21 protein-coding genes and 1 tRNA gene are annotated in these 16389 nt (G+C 62.6%); 8 read left to right on the top strand and 14 right to left on the bottom strand.

The genetic code is table 11. The features are described 5' to 3' along the window. Nucleotides 1-43: 43 nt before the first annotated feature. Nucleotides 44-1057, top strand: coding sequence for an NAD(P)-dependent alcohol dehydrogenase (locus LCM4573_RS02055; RefSeq protein ID WP_071004166.1), 1014 nt, complete (start codon nucleotides 44-46; stop codon nucleotides 1055-1057). A gap of 45 nt (nucleotides 1058-1102) precedes the next feature. Here the strand turns inward: LCM4573_RS02055 and LCM4573_RS02050 are convergent, their stop codons facing one another. Next, nucleotides 1103-1510, bottom strand: coding sequence for a rhodanese-like domain-containing protein (locus LCM4573_RS02050; RefSeq protein ID WP_071004165.1), 408 nt, complete (start codon nucleotides 1508-1510; stop codon nucleotides 1103-1105). Between the two features lie 72 nt (nucleotides 1511-1582). Between LCM4573_RS02050 and ftrA the strand changes: the two genes are divergently transcribed. Continuing rightward, complete coding sequence (ftrA, locus tag LCM4573_RS02045; protein ID WP_071004164.1) at nucleotides 1583-2575, top strand: transcriptional regulator FtrA; 993 nt, start codon at nucleotides 1583-1585, stop codon at nucleotides 2573-2575. Nucleotides 2576-2762: 187 nt separating this feature from the next. Here ftrA and preA read toward each other — a convergent pair whose 3' ends face one another. Next, a complete protein-coding gene (preA, locus tag LCM4573_RS02040) occupies nucleotides 2763-4076 on the bottom strand; it encodes an NAD-dependent dihydropyrimidine dehydrogenase subunit PreA (protein WP_071004163.1) in 1314 nt (437 codons plus the stop codon). Nucleotides 4077-4090: 14 nt separating this feature from the next. Then, nucleotides 4091-5476, bottom strand: a complete 1386-nt coding sequence (locus LCM4573_RS02035) for an NAD(P)-dependent oxidoreductase (protein WP_071004162.1) — start codon at nucleotides 5474-5476, stop codon at nucleotides 4091-4093. Between the two features lie 215 nt (nucleotides 5477-5691). On the opposite strand from LCM4573_RS02035, the gene LCM4573_RS02030 reads away from it, so the two are divergent. Together LCM4573_RS02030 and LCM4573_RS02025 are read left to right on the top strand one after the other, a co-directional pair. Further along, nucleotides 5692-6093: a DUF2325 domain-containing protein gene (locus LCM4573_RS02030; protein ID WP_071004161.1), complete on the top strand. Its 402-nt coding sequence runs from the start codon at nucleotides 5692-5694 to the stop codon at nucleotides 6091-6093. Then, a complete protein-coding gene (locus LCM4573_RS02025) occupies nucleotides 6074-6295 on the top strand; it encodes a hypothetical protein (RefSeq protein WP_071005133.1) in 222 nt (73 codons plus the stop codon). Before LCM4573_RS02030 ends, LCM4573_RS02025 begins: the two co-directional genes overlap by 20 nt. Nucleotides 6296-6499: 204 nt before the next feature. Here LCM4573_RS02025 and LCM4573_RS02020 read toward each other — a convergent pair whose 3' ends face one another. The 3 genes from LCM4573_RS02020 to LCM4573_RS28220 form a co-directional block, all read right to left on the bottom strand. Beyond that, the gene (locus LCM4573_RS02020) at nucleotides 6500-6871 is read right to left on the bottom strand and encodes a DUF423 domain-containing protein (RefSeq protein WP_071004160.1); all 372 of its coding nucleotides are present in this window, start codon (nucleotides 6869-6871) and stop codon (nucleotides 6500-6502) included. A 4-nt stretch (nucleotides 6872-6875) separates the two neighbouring features. Next, nucleotides 6876-7265, bottom strand: coding sequence for a group II truncated hemoglobin (locus tag LCM4573_RS02015; RefSeq protein ID WP_071004159.1), 390 nt, complete (start codon nucleotides 7263-7265; stop codon nucleotides 6876-6878). Between the two features lie 110 nt (nucleotides 7266-7375). Beyond that, nucleotides 7376-7549, bottom strand: coding sequence for a hypothetical protein (locus LCM4573_RS28220; RefSeq protein ID WP_198539673.1), 174 nt, complete (start codon nucleotides 7547-7549; stop codon nucleotides 7376-7378). Nucleotides 7550-7750: 201 nt separating this feature from the next. Between LCM4573_RS28220 and LCM4573_RS02010 the strand changes: the two genes are divergently transcribed. Together LCM4573_RS02010 and LCM4573_RS02005 are read left to right on the top strand one after the other, a co-directional pair. After that, nucleotides 7751-8785 (top strand): transporter substrate-binding domain-containing protein, encoded by a 1035-nt coding sequence (locus tag LCM4573_RS02010; protein ID WP_071004158.1) that lies wholly within the window; start codon nucleotides 7751-7753, stop codon nucleotides 8783-8785. 135 nt (nucleotides 8786-8920) lie between these two features. After that, nucleotides 8921-9355: a hypothetical protein gene (locus tag LCM4573_RS02005; RefSeq protein WP_071004157.1), complete on the top strand. Its 435-nt coding sequence runs from the start codon at nucleotides 8921-8923 to the stop codon at nucleotides 9353-9355. A gap of 72 nt (nucleotides 9356-9427) precedes the next feature. On the opposite strand, the gene LCM4573_RS02000 is transcribed toward LCM4573_RS02005, so the two are convergent. From LCM4573_RS02000 to LCM4573_RS01985, 4 genes are all read right to left on the bottom strand, one after another. Next, nucleotides 9428-10078 (bottom strand): ATP-dependent Clp protease proteolytic subunit, encoded by a 651-nt coding sequence (locus tag LCM4573_RS02000; RefSeq protein ID WP_071004156.1) that lies wholly within the window; start codon nucleotides 10076-10078, stop codon nucleotides 9428-9430. 44 nt (nucleotides 10079-10122) lie between these two features. Further along, nucleotides 10123-10482, bottom strand: a complete 360-nt coding sequence (locus LCM4573_RS01995; RefSeq protein WP_071004155.1) for an SRPBCC domain-containing protein — start codon at nucleotides 10480-10482, stop codon at nucleotides 10123-10125. After that, nucleotides 10479-10793: a helix-turn-helix transcriptional regulator gene (locus LCM4573_RS01990; protein WP_071005132.1), complete on the bottom strand. Its 315-nt coding sequence runs from the start codon at nucleotides 10791-10793 to the stop codon at nucleotides 10479-10481. Before LCM4573_RS01990 ends, LCM4573_RS01995 begins: the two co-directional genes overlap by 4 nt. A gap of 214 nt (nucleotides 10794-11007) precedes the next feature. Then, complete coding sequence (locus LCM4573_RS01985) at nucleotides 11008-11310, bottom strand: hypothetical protein (protein ID WP_071004154.1); 303 nt, start codon at nucleotides 11308-11310, stop codon at nucleotides 11008-11010. A gap of 229 nt (nucleotides 11311-11539) precedes the next feature. Between LCM4573_RS01985 and LCM4573_RS01980 the strand changes: the two genes are divergently transcribed. Beyond that, nucleotides 11540-11932, top strand: coding sequence for a GFA family protein (locus LCM4573_RS01980; RefSeq protein WP_071004153.1), 393 nt, complete (start codon nucleotides 11540-11542; stop codon nucleotides 11930-11932). Nucleotides 11933-11938: 6 nt separating this feature from the next. Here LCM4573_RS01980 and LCM4573_RS01975 read toward each other — a convergent pair whose 3' ends face one another. Beyond that, nucleotides 11939-13456: a winged helix-turn-helix domain-containing tetratricopeptide repeat protein gene (locus LCM4573_RS01975; RefSeq protein ID WP_071004152.1), complete on the bottom strand. Its 1518-nt coding sequence runs from the start codon at nucleotides 13454-13456 to the stop codon at nucleotides 11939-11941. Between the two features lie 232 nt (nucleotides 13457-13688). Here LCM4573_RS01975 and LCM4573_RS01970 point away from each other — a divergent pair, with 232 nt between their 5' ends. After that, on the top strand, nucleotides 13689-13919 hold the full coding sequence (locus LCM4573_RS01970) for a DUF1127 domain-containing protein (RefSeq protein ID WP_071004151.1): 231 nt from the start codon (nucleotides 13689-13691) through the stop codon (nucleotides 13917-13919). A 19-nt stretch (nucleotides 13920-13938) separates the two neighbouring features. Here LCM4573_RS01970 and LCM4573_RS01965 read toward each other — a convergent pair. The 3 genes from LCM4573_RS01965 to LCM4573_RS01955 all read right to left on the bottom strand — a co-directional run bounded on the left by LCM4573_RS01965 (nucleotide 13939) and on the right by LCM4573_RS01955 (nucleotide 16333). Beyond that, nucleotides 13939-14015, bottom strand: a tRNA-OTHER gene (locus tag LCM4573_RS01965). A gap of 200 nt (nucleotides 14016-14215) precedes the next feature. Beyond that, the gene (locus LCM4573_RS01960; protein ID WP_071004150.1) at nucleotides 14216-15001 is read right to left on the bottom strand and encodes an ATP-binding cassette domain-containing protein; all 786 of its coding nucleotides are present in this window, start codon (nucleotides 14999-15001) and stop codon (nucleotides 14216-14218) included. A gap of 18 nt (nucleotides 15002-15019) precedes the next feature. Continuing rightward, a complete protein-coding gene (locus tag LCM4573_RS01955) occupies nucleotides 15020-16333 on the bottom strand; it encodes a sugar ABC transporter permease (RefSeq protein ID WP_071004149.1) in 1314 nt (437 codons plus the stop codon). Nucleotides 16334-16389 lie beyond the last annotated feature (56 nt).

Raw genomic sequence — 16389 nt, 5'->3', positions numbered from 1 at the left:
AACGATATGTTGGCCTCGTCGATTTCCTCTCAAGGAGCAAGAGATGAGAACAGCAAGACAGTGGAGCATCGCCGCGACCGGGCCGGAAGATTTCCGCATCCGCGAGGCCGAGATTGCCGAACTTTCGAGCAACGAAATCCTGGTGCGGACCGAGGCCGTATCGCTGAACTACCGCGACAAGCTGGTGCTGGAAACCGGCATGGGCCTGCCGCTGAAATTCCCGTTTGTGCCGGCTTCGGACATGACGGGCGTGGTGGAAGCGGTCGGGCCGGGTGTCACGCGCTTCAAGCCGGGCGACCGGGTCATTACGACCTTCTCTCCTGGGCGCATCGAGGGCGGCGGATTGGGGGACGCGCGCAATCCGCCCTACAAAACGCTCGGCGGCTATTATCCCGGCGTGCTTTCGGAATATGTCACGTTTCCGCAGGATTGGTTCGTTGCCGCGCCCAGCTCGCTCGATGCGGCGGAGGCGAGCACGCTGCCCTGCGCCGGCCTGACAGCCTGGTTCGCCCTGATCGAGCAAGGCAAGCTGAAGGCCGGCGACAAGGTCGTCGTCCAGGGCACGGGAGGCGTCGCGCTTTTCGGCCTGCAGATCGCCAGGGCACATGGCGCGGAAGTCTTCATCACCTCGTCGAGCGCCGAGAAGCTGGAGCGCGCCCGCAGGCTGGGTGCGGATCATCTTCTTCCTCGGGAAGGCTGGGTGGAGCGTCTCCTTGACCTGACGGGCGATCACGGGGCCGACCATATTCTCGAAATCGCCGGCGGGCCGGCGTTCGCGCAGTCGCTGGATGCGGTCGCCGTCGGTGGGCGGGTATCGGTGATCGGCGTGCTGGAAGGGCTCGAGATATCCGCTCCGACGGTGCCGCTTCTTCTCAAATCTCCCACGGTTCAGGGAATCTCCGTCGGGCATCGACGGGCGCTCGAGGATTTCGTTCGTGCTGTCGATGCGATCGGACTCAAGCCGGTGATCGACAGGCGTTATCGTTTCGATGAGGTCCGCGAGGCCTTCGCGCATCTCGAGCGCGGCGCCTTCGGCAAGATCGTGATCGAGTTCTGAGCCGCAGGAAACCGCTCCTGCCGTTGCCGGCGGGAGCGGAGATCGTCATTCGGCGGCAACGGCCGCGCTTTCGAAGGCGAAGCCTTCATCTGCCCAGCCGGTCATGCCGCCGATCATGACCTTCACGGAAAGGCCGAGACGCGCGAGCCGCAAGGCCGCCTTGTCGGTGCCGTTGCAATGGGGGCCGGCGCAATAGACGACGAAGAGCGTATCGGCCGGCCATTCCGACATGCGGTGCGCGGTCATCTTTCCATGCGGCAGGTTGAGGGCGCCCGGAATGTGAGAGGCTGCAAACAGCGCCGGCGAACGAACGTCGAGAAGCACGAAATCCGAATGGCCAGCCTGCAAGGATGCGTGAACGTCCCAGCAATCGGTCTCGAAGGCGAGCTTCCTTGCGTAATGTTCGGCAACGGCTTCGGGGGAGGCGGATATCTCGGCAACAGGGCTCGGCATCGGTGGTTTCCTTTCCGGTTTGATGTTGCCGGTGACCGTGCCTCATGTTAGTTCGAAGCGAAATTGGCCATAATGACGATTATCGTAAAGATCATGCCAAAAGCTTCAAATCCTTCCGGTCCCCGTGTCGCGGTGCTGGCCTATGACGGGCTCTGTACCTTCGAATTCGGCATCGCCTACGAGGTCTTCGGCCTGCCGCGCCCGGAAATGGGGGAGGGCTGGTATCGCTATACCGTTTGCGGCATCGAGCCAGGTCCCTTGAGGGCCGCGGGCGGGCTCAGCGTCCTGGTCGATCATGGACTTGAAGCGATGACCGAAGCAGATCTGATCGTCGTTCCGGGGTGGCGGGCGATCGACGCGGAGGTTCCCGAAACCCTGATCGCCGCCTTGCAATCAGCCCATGAGCGCGGCGCGCGCATCATGTCGCTGTGTTCGGGGGCCGCCGTGCTTGCCGCTTCCGGCCTTCTTCGCAATCGCCGGGCGACGACGCATTGGCGCTATGTCGCCTCGCTTGCGGAGCGCTATCCGGATATCRCCTTCGATGCGAGCGTCCTCTACATGGACGAGGRCAGCATTCTGACTGCGGCGGGCAGCGCCGCGGGCATCGATCTCTGCCTGCATGTGGTCCGCAGCGATTTCGGCACGGAGGCCGCCAACAGCGTCGCCCGGCGCCTCGTGCTGCCGCCGCACCGGGAGGGCGGGCAGGCGCAATTCATCCACGCGCCGGTTCCCGTCGAGCGCGAGGGGGCGCGGCTCGGGCCGTTACTCGAATGGATGCGCCAGAACCTTGATGCCGATCAGCCCATCAGCGAGCTCGCGCAGAAGGCGGGCATGAGCATGCGCACGTTCCAGCGACGGTTCGAGCAGACGACCGGCGAAAGCGTCGGCGTGTGGCTCATGAACGAACGCCTTCGGCATGCGCGCGGGTTGCTGGAGAATGATGAGGCCTCGCTCGAGGATATTGCCGTTGCGAGCGGCTTCGGCACGCCGGCGACGATGCGGCACCACTTCCGCAAGCAGTTGGGAACCAGCCCGAGCGCATATAGGCGGTCGTTCGGTGCGTGAGGCGGTTTAATGAGGAAGGGTTCTGCGGTGGGATTGCCCCTCACCCTAGCCCTCTCCCCGTAAACGGGGCGAGGGGACTTGCCATGCGCAATCTTGCGAGAGACGGAGACGTTGCGGCATATTCCCTTCTCCCCGCGGGCGGGGAGAAGGTGCCGGCAGGCGGATGAGGGGCAGCGCCGGCCGCCTTCTACTCCGCGGCTTGTCGGGCCATGGGATTGTTCGGATGGGTCGTCCAGTTGGCATAGGTGGGATCGACAACCTTGCCGGTGCGCTTGTCGAGGCTGCCTGCCGCGAGCGGCACCATGGTAATGCAGTTCTCGACGGGACAGACGTTGACGCAGAGATTGCAGCCGACGCATTCCTCTTCCATAACCTCGAAATGGCGAACCCCGTCGACAAACTGTGTGATCGCCTGGTGCGAGGTGTCTTCGCAGGCGATGTGACAGCGGCCGCACTTGATGCAGGCATCCTGGTCGATATGCGCCTTGGCGATGTAATTGAGGTTGAGATACTGCCAATCGGTGACGTTCGGCACGGCGCGGCCGATGATGTCGTCGAGGTCGCGATGCCCCTTGGCGTCCATCCAGTCGGAGAGGCCGGTGATCATCTCCTGCACGATCTTGAAGCCATAGGTCATGGCCGCGGTGCAGACCTGCACATTGCCGGCGCCGAGCGCCAGGAATTCGGCGGCATCCCGCCAGGTGGTGATGCCGCCGATGCCGGAGATCGGCAGGCCGTAGGTCTGCGGATCGCGGGCGATCTCGGCCACCATGTTGAGCGCGATCGGCTTCACCGCCGGGCCGCAATAGCCACCATGCGAGCCCTTGCCGCCAACCGTCGGGGTCGGTGCGAAATTGTCGAGATCGACAGAGACGATCGAGTTGATTGTGTTGATCAGCGAGACGGCGTCGGTACCGCCTGCCTTCGCGGCGCGCGCGGGCTTGCGGATATCGGTGATGTTGGGGGTGAGCTTGGTGATGACCGGCATGCGCGTATATTGCTTGCACCAGCGCACCACCATCTCGATATATTCCGGCACCTGGCCGACGGCCGAGCCCATGCCGCGCTCGGACATGCCGTGCGGACAGCCGAAATTCAGCTCGATGCCGTCCACTTCCGTTTCTTCCACCAGCGGCAGGATCGCCTTCCAGGCCTCTTCGGTGCAGGGCACCATGATGGAGGCGACGATCGCGCGGTCCGGCCAGTTCTTCTTCACCTGCTTCATCTCGGTGAGATTGGTGTAGAGGTCGCGGTCGGTGATGAGTTCGATATTGTTGAGGCCGAGCAGGCGGCGGTCGGCGCCCCAGATCGCGCCGTAGCGCGGACCGTTGACGTTGACGACGGGAGGGCCTTCCTCGCCGAGTGTCTTCCAGACGACGCCGCCCCAGCCCGCCTTGAAGGCGCGTTCCACGTTATAGGCCTTGTCGGTCGGCGGCGCGGAGGCGAGCCAGAAGGGATTGGGAGATTTGATGCCGACGAAGTTGTTGCGGATATCAGCCATGGTCCTCTCCTCCCTCAAGCCACTGCCGTAGCCGGCTGTATGCCGGCCGCCAGCACGCGGTTGATGCTTTCGGCTGCGTCTCGGCCTTGCGCGACCGCCGAGACGGTCAGGTCCTCTCCAACGCCGACGCAGTCTCCCCCGGCCCAGACGCGCTCGACCGAGGTGCGGCCTTCCGCATCGACCGCGATCTTGCCGCGTTCCATGGTAAGTGCGCCGAGCCCGGAGGCGAGGAAGCTCTGGCCGATCGCCTTCATGATCTGGTCGGCGGCGATCATGCCCGTCTCGCCGGTGCCGACGAGCTTGCCGTCGCGCATCGCGGTATATTCGACCTCTATGCCGGCAACGCTGCCCTCCCTGCCGAGAATGCGCTTCGGCGCCAGCCAGTGGCGGATGATGACGCCGTTGGCGGTGGCCAGATCCTGCTCGTAGCCGGAGGCGTTCATGTGCTCCTTGCCACGGCGATAGCAGATCGTCACCTCCTCGGCGCCGAGCAGCTTTGCCTGGATTGCGGCGTCGATCGCGGTCATGCCGCCGCCGAGCACGACGATCCGCCGGCCGATCGGCACGGTCGCCTTGTCCCTGGCCTGGCGAAGTGCTGCGATGAAATCCACCGCGTCGTCCACGCCGGCGAGATCCTCACCCTCGATGCCGAGGCCGTTGACGCCGGCAAGCCCCATGGCGAGGAAGACCGCATCATATTGTCCGGTAAGATCGGAGAGTGAGAAATCGCGGCCGAGCGCCTGGCCGTTCCTGATCTCGATACCGCCGATCGCGGTGACATACTCCACCTCGCGGCTGGCGAACTCGTCCACCGCCTTGTAGGTGGCGATGCCGTATTCGTTGAGACCGCCCGCCTTCTCGCGGGCGTCGAAGATCACCACCGAATGTCCGTGCATGGAGAGCCTGTGCGCGGCCGCCAGTCCGGCCGGACCGGCGCCAACCACGGCGACCGTCTTTCCGGTCGGGGCAGGGCGGGTATAAAACTGCCGACCCGTCTCCATGGCGATATCTGTCGCATAGCGCTGCAGCCTGCCGATCTCGACCGGACGCTCCTCGGCCGTGTTGCGCACGCAGGCTTCCTCACACAGCGTTTCGGTCGGACAGACGCGGGCGCACATGCCGCCCAATATGTTCTGGTCGAAAATGGTCTTGGCCGATCCGAGAGGATTTCCTGTCGATATCTGCCGGATGAACATCGGGATATCGATGGAGGTGGGACAGGCCGTCATGCACGGCGCGTCGTAACAGAAATAACAGCGGTCGGCTGCGACCAGCGCCTCGTGCTTGTCGAGGCGCGGATGAAGATCGGCGAAATTCGTCTCATATTCCGCCGGCGTGAGGCGCCCAGCCTCGATCCCGGCCACATGTCCCGTTTGGGGGCCGTTTCCCAGTCGTTCCATCTTCTGTTCCCTTATTGTGGATTCATGGACAACTATTGGGCAAAGCGTAACACAGGCTAAAAATTTATCAAACGGTAAATTTTTGGTACGAAGCAGGCACAGCGGGCACCCAAAAAATTCATGATAAAAAGAGTCCACTTTAATCTTTACTCTGAAAATCAACTTTACTATGGTGCCGCTCATCCAAACGGAATCGACTGCCAGACGGGGACCTCATGGCGAAGAAGCAGAAGCGGAAGAACGGCAATGGCGGCCAGGCGGAAAGCCCCAAAAGCCCTGCCGGCAACGCGATGGATATTCGCAGCTTCCTTTATGTCGGCGGGCGCGATTGCCAAGTGGCGCWTCTGAGGGAAATCGCCAGCACCTACGGCGCGGAACTCATCCATCACGACGGCGGGTTGCGGGAGGCGGTCTCGCGCATCGATACCGTCCTGCCTTCGGTCGACTGCGTCTTCTGCCCTATCGACTGTATCAGCCACGATGCGTGTCTGAGGGTCAAGACCGGCTGCAAGAAGTTCGGCAAGACCTTCATTCCGCTGCGCAACGGCTCGAAATCCAGTCTGGAGCGGGCGCTTCAGACCATGAAGGAACGCAATGATGAACGAAGAACGTCCTGACGCCGGCCTGTTCATCGGGCTCCACAAGCTGGCCCAGCAGAACGGCGACGGGCTGGTGCCCGAACTTTATGAATTGCTGACGCGCCGCGCGGAAGCGCAGGCCGACATGACCAATGTGGTTGCCTTTCCCGCAGGCTCGAGATCGCATTACTCCGATGTGCCGGCCGCCGAAGCGGGGCGCGTGCTGGCGTTCAGGCGGTAGGCAAAGTCTCGTCCGCATCGCACTTGAAAACCCCTCCCGCCTGCCGGCCACCCTCCCCACAAGGGGGAGGGTTAGAGATGCCGGACCGCCTCACGTTTCATAGGCGATCACGCACTCAAAAGGGGAGGGCTAATGGATGTGGCAAGGCCGTGCCACGAGTATTCTCCCCCTATGGGGGAGATGGCCGGCATGCCAGAGGGGGGCTTAGACTTCCCGCGCCCTCATAAACGCGCCCACAGCCACGAGCAGCCAGCCGAGCATCATTCCCATCCCACCAATCGGCGCTGCCATCGGAAACAGCCGCACGCCGAGGAAATGCCGCGCCACCAAGTCGCCGGCGAAGATGATCGTGCCGAGCCCCAGCACCAGCGCCCCCGGCGTCRCTGTCCGGAAATGGCCATGCGCGAGATAGAGCCCCAGCAGGACCGGCGCATGGGCGAGGCACATAGTGGAGGCCGATCCGAGAAACTGAGTGTCGCCGCCATGGCTTGCCGCCGCCGCCAGAGCCACGCCCGCTGTTCCCATGAGTCCGCTCACAAACAGAATCAACGGTCTGAGATTGCCGAGTCTTTCCATGGGCCTATTCCCGGTTCTGCATGTGGAAGGCGAGGCGCTCGATCGGCGGCCAGATGATGTCGCGCAGCTTTGGATTTTCGATCGTCTCTTCCATGGCGCGGCGGAAGCAGAGCATCCATTCGTCGCGCTCGGCGGGGCCGATCTCGGCCATGAAGTGGCGCGATCGCAAGCGGGGATGGCCGTATTTCTCGACATAGACCGGCGGGCCGCCGAGATAGCCGGTGAGGTAATCGTAGAGCTTTGCCTCGCTTCCTTCGAGGCTCGGCGGATGGATGGCGCGGCAGCGGGCGGCCTCGGGCAGCGTATCCATGAGTTCATAGAAACGCTTCACCAGAGCGCGGATGGTCTGATCGCCGCCGATCGCTTCGTAGAGTGTGATTGTTTCGCCTGCCATGAGAGCTTCCGGCCCGCCTTTTTGGATCGTCCCTGCGGGTGTAGTCCGGCGGCGCTAACCGGGCAAGCGCCATGGCGTCGCAGCGAAGGAAGGCTTCCGATAGCTCCGGATCAGTCCGGCCCGACATCGGCCTCCTTGCCGCCGGGCTCAGGCAGAGAACCGGAACCGGGCGTCTTGTCGCGGTCGATCAGATGTTCCTTGGCATGCGGGCCTGCCGGCTCCTTGGCCGGTTTCAGCGGTTTGCCGCTTTCGACGGCTTCGCGCGCCTTCTTGTCCTCGTTCATGGCATCCTCCGATGGTTTTCGAAACCAACGCGCCTTGGGAAAGGTCGTTCCCTGAAGAGGCCGCTCGTCACCACCGGACGGCCGTTCGCCGCCAGCGCGTATCGACAATATCCGTCGCTGTCTTAAATCGAATTGGAGCCGCCGCCGATCACGCTTTGCAAGGAACGCCGAACTGGAGGAAGGAAGATTGGGGACGAACCGATGAGATATTGCCGCATATCGATTTTGATTCTCCTATTCATTGCCGCGTCCTCCTATCTTCGTCCCGCGCAGGCTCAGGACCAGCCGGCTCCGCCGAGGCCCCTGACGGTCGGGGTTTATGTAAGCCCTCCTTTCGTGATGAAGGATGGCGAGCACTATTCCGGGATGGCGATCGAGCTGTGGGAGGCGACGGCAAGGCCGCTGAACCTCGTCTACAGCTATCGCGACTATCCGAGTTTCGAAGCCCTCATCGCGGCGACGGAGCGCGGCGAGGCGGATGTAGCCGTTTCCAATCTGACGATCACCAAGGACCGGGTCGAGCGCATCACGTTTTCCCAGCCCTGGTACGACGCCGGTCTGCGCATCATGGTGGCGGATAGCGAGGATGCGGGATTCTGGCAGGTCATCGGCGGACTGGAGCGTGCCGGTCACCTCCGCGCCATGGCCTGGCTCGCCTTCATCGTCCTGATCGCCACGCTCGTTCTCGCCCTGTTTTACCGCCGCATCGACAAGTCTTTTCCGCAAACCTGGCATGAGGGCCTCGCCGAGAGCTTCTACGAGGTCATGTCGGTCGCGACGTCCGGCAAGGTCACGCGGCCCAACGCGCTCGGCTGGGTGGGAAGGATTTCCGGCGGGATTTGGATGGTTTGCGGCGTGGCCGTCATCGCCTATCTCACCTCGTCCGTAACCAGTGTCATGACGGCGCTGACGCTGACGCATCAGGTCAATTCCCTTGCCGACCTGCCGGGAAAGACCGTCGGCGTGCTCGGCGGCAGCGTGGCGGAAGGCTATTCGAACGAGCTGCGGCTTGCCACCGACGCATATTCCGATATCGACGGGGCCGTGGCGGGCCTGGTCTCCGGCCGTGCCTCCGCCCTCTCCGTCGTTGGACCGATCTTTCACCCGGACAAATACGGCTTCGGCTTCAGGCATGGTGACGCGCTCAGCCACGAGATCACCCTGCAGATCCTCGCATTGCAGGAGGCGGGCGCGCTGGAAAACCTGCGGCGAAAATATTTCGGCAACAGCCAGTGACCCGATTCCGTCACCGTAGCGCAACCGCTTTTGCCTATATCGTTAACCAAAGGGGCATGTTCCCGGTTGGAAAATCAGTCGCAGCACTACCATTGTGAATTATCCGGTATCGAGTTCAATTCGAGGAGTCGTGACATGAAGAAGGCATTGATCCTGGCGTTCACCGGTATCCTGGCGCTATCGGCGCCCGCAATCGCGCAGACGGCGGCCGATACGGACAAATCGCTCGACGGCCTGTTCGGCGATCACAAGCCCTATGCGGACTTCCTCGCCAAGTTGCAGAAGGCGGTCGCTGCCGACGACAAGGAAACCGTCGCGAGCATGGTGGATTATCCCTTTCAGGCGCGCATCGGCGGCAAGGCCGTCAAGATCAACGATGCCAGGCATTTCATCGCCGACTACGACAAGGTGGTCACGGCGAAAGTGAAGGGAGCCGTCGCCAAGCAGACCTATCCGACGCTGTTTGCAAACTGGCAGGGCGTGATGATCGGCGATGGCGAGGTGTGGTTCTCCGAGATCGGAAAGGACGAACAGCATATGGCGGTGAAGATCATCGCCATCAACGACTGACGCACCGCTCGGGCATTTGAAGCACGATGGCAACCATGTGCCGGACGCGGCGGCCATAATGGCTGCCGCCCCTTATTCCGTGACCTCGCAATCGGGGCCTTGCGGCAAGGCTTGCAGGCTGCTCGTGTCTTCCCGAACCTTCAGAATACGATCTATAAGGCCCCATTCCAACGCTTCTTCCGCCGTCATGAAGCGGTCGCGATCCATCGCGCGCTCAAAATCCTCATAGGAGCGCCCGCAATGCTCGGCGTAGAGCCGTGTCATGCGGTGTTTGGTTTTCTGCATTTCCTCGGCATGGATGAGCATGTCCGATGCCTGTCCCTGAAAGCCGCCCAATGGCTGGTGAATGTGGATGCTGGCATTGGGAAGCGCGGCGCGCTCGCCCGGCTGGCCCGACATCAACAGGAACGAGCCCATCGACCGGGCGGTCCCCATGCACAGCGTATGAACCGGTGCACGAATGTAGTGCATGGTGTCGTACATCGCGAGACCGCTGGTCACGACCCCACCTGGCGAATTGATATAGAGATGGATCGGCCTCTTGGGATTTTCCGCTTCGAGAAACAGCAGTTGCGCGCATACGAGCGCCGAAACGGTATCGTTCACCTCGCCGTTCAGAAAGATAATCCGCTCGCGCAGAAGCCGGGAATAGATATCAAAAGATCGCTCTCCCCGGCTGGACTGTTCTATGACCATAGGGACGAGTTGCATCGCTTCGCCCATCGGCGACCTCCAGACTTCAGAATTTAATGGGAAGGCTCGCCGTGTCAGGCGGCGAGCATGAGGGGCGGGCTGTTGCTGTTCGCCGGCGCTCTTGTCTTTTCAACGAATCTTGCGTCCGTCAGTTCGTGGACGATCCGAAGGCAGGTGCCGCCAGTGGCATTGGGGATGATCTTGAACGTCACGGTGCTTTCAACGAACGGCGGGTTATCGTCACGCAGCCTATAGCGAACTTCCTGGCCGGGGGTGACGGTGATCGCATCGGGATCGGCCAATGCTTCCTTCGGCAGCCATCTTTCCCGGAGTTCGGGAATGGTGACGGCACGCCAGACCTTTTGCGGCGGATCGCCCAAGTCGAACTCCAGCTCGACGCCGCTATCCTGCTCCTTGGTCTTCCCTTCGTTCATTGATCCATGTCCTTCAGCAAGACCTTGAGCGCTGCGATACGTTCCGGCCAATAGGCGCGGTATTTTGCGAGCCACTGGGCGATGAGGGCCAACCCGTCGGGATCGACCTCGTAATTCACGAAACGCCCCTGCCGTTCTTCCCTCACGAGCTTTGCGCTCCGCAGAACCGAGAGGTGTTGCGACATCGCCGGCTGGCTGATCTCCATGCCCTCGCGCAACGCGCTGGCGTTCATGCTCCCCGCCGCCAGCTTCTCAAAGATCGCGCGGCGGGTCGGGTCTGCCAAAGCTCGGAAAATGTCGTTCTCGATCATGAAGACACATAAGCATACACTTATGTGATTCGCAAGCTGCTTCGAGAGGTTTTTTGAGAGGAAGTCCTGTCGCAAAATCCGTGTGCGAGCGACCGGGTTTTGCAATGCCGGCTTCGGGGCCGAAGGCAGTCAAAAGCTATAAAGTGGGATCATAAAGCCTTAGCGATTCCACATTTACGCACGTGACACCTTCGGCTTTCCGAGGGGCAGCACGTCAATCGCAGACGCGTGCTCGATACATGTCGCCCCAGGCATTCTGGCGCCAGACGACATGGCAGGCGGGATAGGGACGGTAGACGGGTTCGTAGGCAGGCGCCTCATAAACGGGGCCGGCATAGGCGGGGCGGGCGGCTCCGGCAATGAGGGCGCCGCCGACGATGGTGCCCGCGATACCGGCGGCAAGGCCGCGTCCGAAATTGTTGTGAGCTTCAGCCTGGGAGGCGGTGGCAATTGTGGTGCCCGCAATTGTCAAGGCGACCAGGCCGGTGGTGACTAGCTTCCTGCTATTGGTCCACATGGTCCTGTTCCTTTTGTTCTTCAGGCGCGGCTTGGATGGCCTTGCCTGAATACGGGCAAACAATGCGCTTCCACGGCCTACGGTTGCATGTCCATTCCGTTAAATTTTGGTAAGCCGTGAAAGAGCGGCAGCCATTCCGGGTTTCCCTTTCGTCCTCCGGTCAATTGCAATGGCGGGGCTGCTCGTTGTAGCCATGTCCATCGCTTGACCCTGGAGGAGGAGACGCGGCATGGATCGTTTCACCGGCGGCTGCCTTTGCGGCAATGTCCGATTTGTGGCGGCGGGACGCCCGTACCGGGTCGGCATCTGTCACTGTCTCGATTGCCGCAAGCATCACGGCGCCCTTTTTCATGCGTCCGCAATCTTTCCCGAGGATGCGGTGGCGATCGACGGCGAGACGCGCGATTATGCCGGGCGGCATTTCTGCCCCCGCTGCGGCTCGCCCGTTTTCTCCCGCAGCGGCGACGAAATCGAAGTGAACCTCGGATCGCTCGATGCCACCGACCAGCTGGTGCCGACCTACGAGCTCTGGACAGTCCGCCGCGAGGCCTGGCTGCCGCCGTTCCCGCTCGAGCGACGATATGAGCGTGATCGCGACGAGACCAGCCGCTTCGAGGGGTAGGAGCGATTACTCCGGCAGGCCCGCCTTGCGGAAGCCGTCGACGAAGTGCTGGAGCGTCGCGGCGTCGCGGAACGGCTCCGTCGCCGCCCAGTGACCGATCGTGAAATGCGGATTGCCGACAAGGAAGAGTTCGGCTTCCGCGTGCGCCTCGTCGAGCCGGCCGAGCTGCGCAAGGCTTGCCGCCAGAAAACGGCGCGAGCTTGTCCGATAGGTTTCGTCGCTCCGCAGCGTCTCGACGGCGGCTTCATATCGGCCGGCCGCATATTGTGCCTGGCCTAGCGCCAGGTAGTACCAGCTGGCAGGAAACGGGTTCAGCCGGAAGGCCTTGGCGATATGCTCCTGTCCCTCCTCGATCCGCCCGGCCAGAATTGCGATGTCGGACAGGGCCGCAAACGTGTCGGCCTCGTTGGGGTCGAGCGCGATCGCCTTTTCGAATTCCGCATCCGCCTCGGCGAAGCTGCGCTCATAGGCAAGCAGATAGGCGAGAATCCAGCGCGAGCCGGCACTGTTGGGATCGATCGCGACGGCCTTGCGCGCCAGTTCCAGCGCGACGCCGCGGTCGGTTTCCGTCGGGCCGCCGGAATGCACCCATCCCATCCAGTGGTTCATGGCAAGCCAGCGATAGGCCTCGGCATAATCGGGATCGAGCGAAATCGCGCGCGTCAGCATCAGATGCGCTTCCCGCGCCATCTGCGGCGTGTCATCCATCAGCCGGCGCGCCCGCACGCAGAGATCGTAAGCCTCGAGGTTCTTCGGCCGATTGCGCGGCGGCGGAGCGCCGAGCCTGCCGAGCAGCGCCTCCACGATCCTCGCCGTCACCTCGTCCTGAACTGCAAAGATATCGTCCAGACCGCGATCGAAGCGTTCCGCCCATAGGTGATCGCCGCTCGTCGCGTCGATCAGTTGGGCATTGATGCGCACACGGCCCGCGGCGCGTCTGGCGCTCCCCTCCAGGAGATAGCGCACGCCGAGCTCCTCGGCGATCGCGCGCACGTCCATCGCCTTTCCCCTGTAGGCAAGGGAGGAATTGCGTGCGATGACGAACAGGCCCGAATTCCTGGAAAGGTCGGTTATCAGATCTTCGGTCAGCCCGTCCGCGAAGGCGCCCTGTTCGGGCTCGTCGCTGATATTCACGAAAGGCAGCACGGCGATCGATGGCTTGTCGGGCAGGGGCAGGGGTTTTCGTTTGCCGCCCAGCCGTTCGACGGCGCCCAGAAAGCGGTAGCCGACGCGCGGGATGGTGGCGATCCATTCGCTGCCTCCGTCACCGGCGTCGCCAACCGGGCCGAGCAGCTTCCTGAGCTGCGCGATCTGGACCGTGAGATTGCCTTCCTCGACGGCCATGCCGGGCCATGCAGCATCCATCAATTCCGCCTTGCTTAGGATTTCGCCGGACCGGCCGACCAGCGCCGCAAGCAGCTTCACCCCGCGATAGCCGAGGGCCACGGGATCATCGTTCCGAAAGAGCGTTCCCGCTTCCGGATCAAGCACGAATGGACCAAAGGCAAAGCGCGATCCCTGCATAGGGCGCATCTATAGCATGATCCCGAGAGGTTGCAGTCCCTTCAAAACAGGATCATGCGGCAAAACAAACAGATAGACCGGAGTGCGATCCCGGATCGCATTAGGCTCCAGTCCCTTTGGAAGTTTTTGGAACTATTCGGGAAGGCTTAATTACCGGGCTCTCCATATCCCGCAGAATTCAACCTCTTTCAGGCCGAGGGTCACCGGACCCTCGAACCCTATGGAGGTTGTCATGAACGATATTCCCCACGTTGAGCAGGCTGAAGCTCCGCGCCGGCGCTATAGCCTGGCGGGTCTGCGAAACATCGTCGTCACCTGGAGCGAGCGGATGCGCTTTCGCTTCGAGCTCGAGCAAAAACTGAAGRACGATCCCCATTTGCTCAAGGATATCGGGCTGTCGAGACGCCAGTTCGAGGAAGAGATCTCCAAGCCCTTCTGGCAGGGGCCGACACCGCCTCTGTAAGGGGAGATGGCGAGAAATATGGCGCACCCGACAGGATTCGAACCTGTGACCTTTGGAATYGGAATCCAACACTCTATCCAGCTGAGCTACGGGTGCTGACCGTAGAGGGCGATGACTCGGCCCTTCCGATGGCTGGTTCTTAACCCAGGATGCTGCGCGCCGCAATCGCCAATTTCAGAAGAAATGGGGGAACCGGAGAGAGGCCGGTTCCCTCAGAATGTGTCCTCCGCCCGGAAGCGGATGTTCGAGGCGTGCAGCCCGCTCTCGAGCGGGAGCGCGCATCCAGGCTCTCGTCCTCACGCCACCTTCATGGCGCCGGGGCCGGGCGTGGCGCCGGGGGGCACCTTGCCCATGATGATCATGCCGAGCACCTCATCCTTCGTCACGTCCTCGGTGCGGGCATGGCCCACCACCTGGCCGTTCTTCATCACGAACACCCGGTCGGCGAGATCGAAGACGTCGTGGATATCGTGGCTGATCAGGAAGATGCCGATGCCTTCGCGTTTCAATTGCTTGATGAGGTCGCCCACCTGTGCGGTCTCGTGCGGCCCGAGCGCCGCGGTCGGCTCGTCCATGATGAGGATGCGCGCGTCGAAGAGTATGGCGCGGGCGATCGCCACCGATTGCCGCTGGCCGCCGGAAAGTGCCTTCACCGGTTCCTTGAAACGCTTGAAGTTGGGATTGAGGCGCCCCATCACCTCTCGGGCGTTCGCTTCCATAGCGACATCGTCCAGCGTGCCCCATTTGGTCTGCAGCTCGCGGCCGAGATAGAGGTTGGCTGCGGCATCCACGTTATCGGCCACGGCGAGCGTCTGGTAGATCGTCTCGATGCCGTATTTCTTGGCGTCGCGCGGGTTGCGGATATCGGCGGGCTCGCCGTTGATCAGGATATCGCCTTCGTCGCGCCGGTAGGCGCCGGAAAGAATCTTGATCAGCGTCGACTTACCTGCGCCGTTGTGGCCGAGAAGAGCGACCACTTCTCCGGGGAAGAGATCGACGCTAGCGTTCTCGACCGCGTGAATGCCGCCGAAGGAGATGGAAATGTTCTTCATTTCCACGAGCGGAGTTGCCTGTTCCGTCACGATGAGTGCTCCTTACTGTTACTTGGCTCTGGCGCGGTAGACTGTGTCGAGCCAGACGGCGATCACCAGGACCATGCCGACGACGATGCGCTGGAACGGCGTATCGATGCCGAGAAGCACCATGCCGGATTGCAGGGATTGCATGACGAGCGCGCCGAGCATGGCGCCGGCGATCGTGCCCATGCCGCCGGCGAGCGAGGTGCCGCCGATAACGGCGGCGGCGATGGTGTAGAGCTCGTCGAGCTCGCCCTGCGCATTGGTGGCGGCGTTGAGGCGGGCGGTCGAGATCGCCGCCGCGATGGCGCAGAGCGTGCCCATCAGCATGAAGATCTTCACCGTCACCCAGCGGGTCTTGATGCCGGCGAGTTCGGCAGCTTCCGGATTGCCGCCGATCGCGAAGACGTAGCGGCCGAAGCGCAGCCTCGTTGCAATGAAGGTCATGACGATGCCCACCGCGATCGCGATCAGGACCGGTATCGCGATGCCGTGGGAGATGAAGAGCCCGCCTTCCGGCCATTCGATATTGTTGGCCTGCGCATAGCGGCGGGCGATGTTGACCGGCCAGTAGTAGTCGTTGGCGATCGATACCGAGCCGAGCACGATGGCGCAGCCGAGCGCGCCCAGCACGTATTCGGCCCAGATCGGCCGGCGGGGGAAGGAAAAGCGCTTGCGCTGGTGGCGCGCGTTGATGATCGCGACCACGATGGCGAGGCAGGCGAGGACGCCGACGATCCAGCTCCAGGTGGCGCCGATCGAGCCTTCCGCGCCGCCGCCCATCAGGCGAAAATTGGCGTCCATGGGGGCGACTGTCTGGCCGCTCGTCACGAACCAGGTGGCGCCGCGCCAGACGAGCAGGCCGCCGAGGGTGACGATGAAGGAGGGCACGCCGAGAAAGGCGATGATGAGGCCGTGCAGCATGCCGATGAGCGCCCCGACGATCAGCCCGCCGGCAAGCGCGGCGATCCAGATCGCCGGATGGTTGAAGCCCAGCAGTTCGGGCAGAAGCCTGGCCTGCAGCACGCCCATGATCATGCCGGTGAAGCCGAGTATGGAGCCAACCGAAAGATCGATGTTGCGGGTGACGATGACCAGCACCATGCCGGTCGCCATGACAGCCACGGAGGCCGTCTGGACCGAGAGGTTCCAGAGGTTGCGCGGCGTCAGGAACAGCCCGCCCGTGAGAAAGTGAAAACCGATCCAGATGATCAGCAATGCGCCGACCATGCCGAGCAGGCGGGTATCGATTTCGGTTGCGCGGAAGAAGCGCGCGACGAGGTTGCCGCCCGTCTGCTTCGGTCCGCTGGATGTCGTGGTATGCACCGTATCGGCCATGTCTTGCCGTTCCCCACCTTGTCTTGCGCGCCTTTGGCGGCGGCACCTCGTGACGT

Source organism: Rhizobium sp. LCM 4573 (assembly GCF_001854865.1).
Taxonomy (GTDB): Bacteria; Pseudomonadota; Alphaproteobacteria; order Rhizobiales; family Rhizobiaceae; genus Neorhizobium.
Note: the sequence above shows the minus strand (reverse complement) of the source record. Positions and strands in the feature narration are given on the sequence as shown.

Coding starts and splice junctions, on each gene's coding strand:
- LCM4573_RS02055 (WP_071004166.1), top strand. CDS start 44: ATGAGAACAGCAAGACAGTGGAGCATCGCCGCGACCGGGCCGGAAGAT.
- LCM4573_RS02050 (WP_071004165.1), bottom strand. CDS start 1,510: ATGCCGAGCCCTGTTGCCGAGATATCCGCCTCCCCCGAAGCCGTTGCC.
- preA (WP_071004163.1), bottom strand. CDS start 4,076: ATGGCTGATATCCGCAACAACTTCGTCGGCATCAAATCTCCCAATCCC.
- LCM4573_RS02035 (WP_071004162.1), bottom strand. CDS start 5,476: ATGGAACGACTGGGAAACGGCCCCCAAACGGGACATGTGGCCGGGATC.
- LCM4573_RS02025 (WP_071005133.1), top strand. CDS start 6,074: ATGAACGAAGAACGTCCTGACGCCGGCCTGTTCATCGGGCTCCACAAG.
- LCM4573_RS02015 (WP_071004159.1), bottom strand. CDS start 7,265: ATGGCAGGCGAAACAATCACACTCTACGAAGCGATCGGCGGCGATCAG.
- LCM4573_RS28220 (WP_198539673.1), bottom strand. CDS start 7,549: ATGAACGAGGACAAGAAGGCGCGCGAAGCCGTCGAAAGCGGCAAACCG.
- LCM4573_RS02010 (WP_071004158.1), top strand. CDS start 7,751: ATGAGATATTGCCGCATATCGATTTTGATTCTCCTATTCATTGCCGCG.
- LCM4573_RS02005 (WP_071004157.1), top strand. CDS start 8,921: ATGAAGAAGGCATTGATCCTGGCGTTCACCGGTATCCTGGCGCTATCG.
- LCM4573_RS02000 (WP_071004156.1), bottom strand. CDS start 10,078: ATGGGCGAAGCGATGCAACTCGTCCCTATGGTCATAGAACAGTCCAGC.
- LCM4573_RS01995 (WP_071004155.1), bottom strand. CDS start 10,482: ATGAACGAAGGGAAGACCAAGGAGCAGGATAGCGGCGTCGAGCTGGAG.
- LCM4573_RS01990 (WP_071005132.1), bottom strand. CDS start 10,793: ATGATCGAGAACGACATTTTCCGAGCTTTGGCAGACCCGACCCGCCGC.
- LCM4573_RS01985 (WP_071004154.1), bottom strand. CDS start 11,310: ATGTGGACCAATAGCAGGAAGCTAGTCACCACCGGCCTGGTCGCCTTG.
- LCM4573_RS01980 (WP_071004153.1), top strand. CDS start 11,540: ATGGATCGTTTCACCGGCGGCTGCCTTTGCGGCAATGTCCGATTTGTG.
- LCM4573_RS01975 (WP_071004152.1), bottom strand. CDS start 13,456: ATGCAGGGATCGCGCTTTGCCTTTGGTCCATTCGTGCTTGATCCGGAA.
- LCM4573_RS01955 (WP_071004149.1), bottom strand. CDS start 16,333: ATGGCCGATACGGTGCATACCACGACATCCAGCGGACCGAAGCAGACG.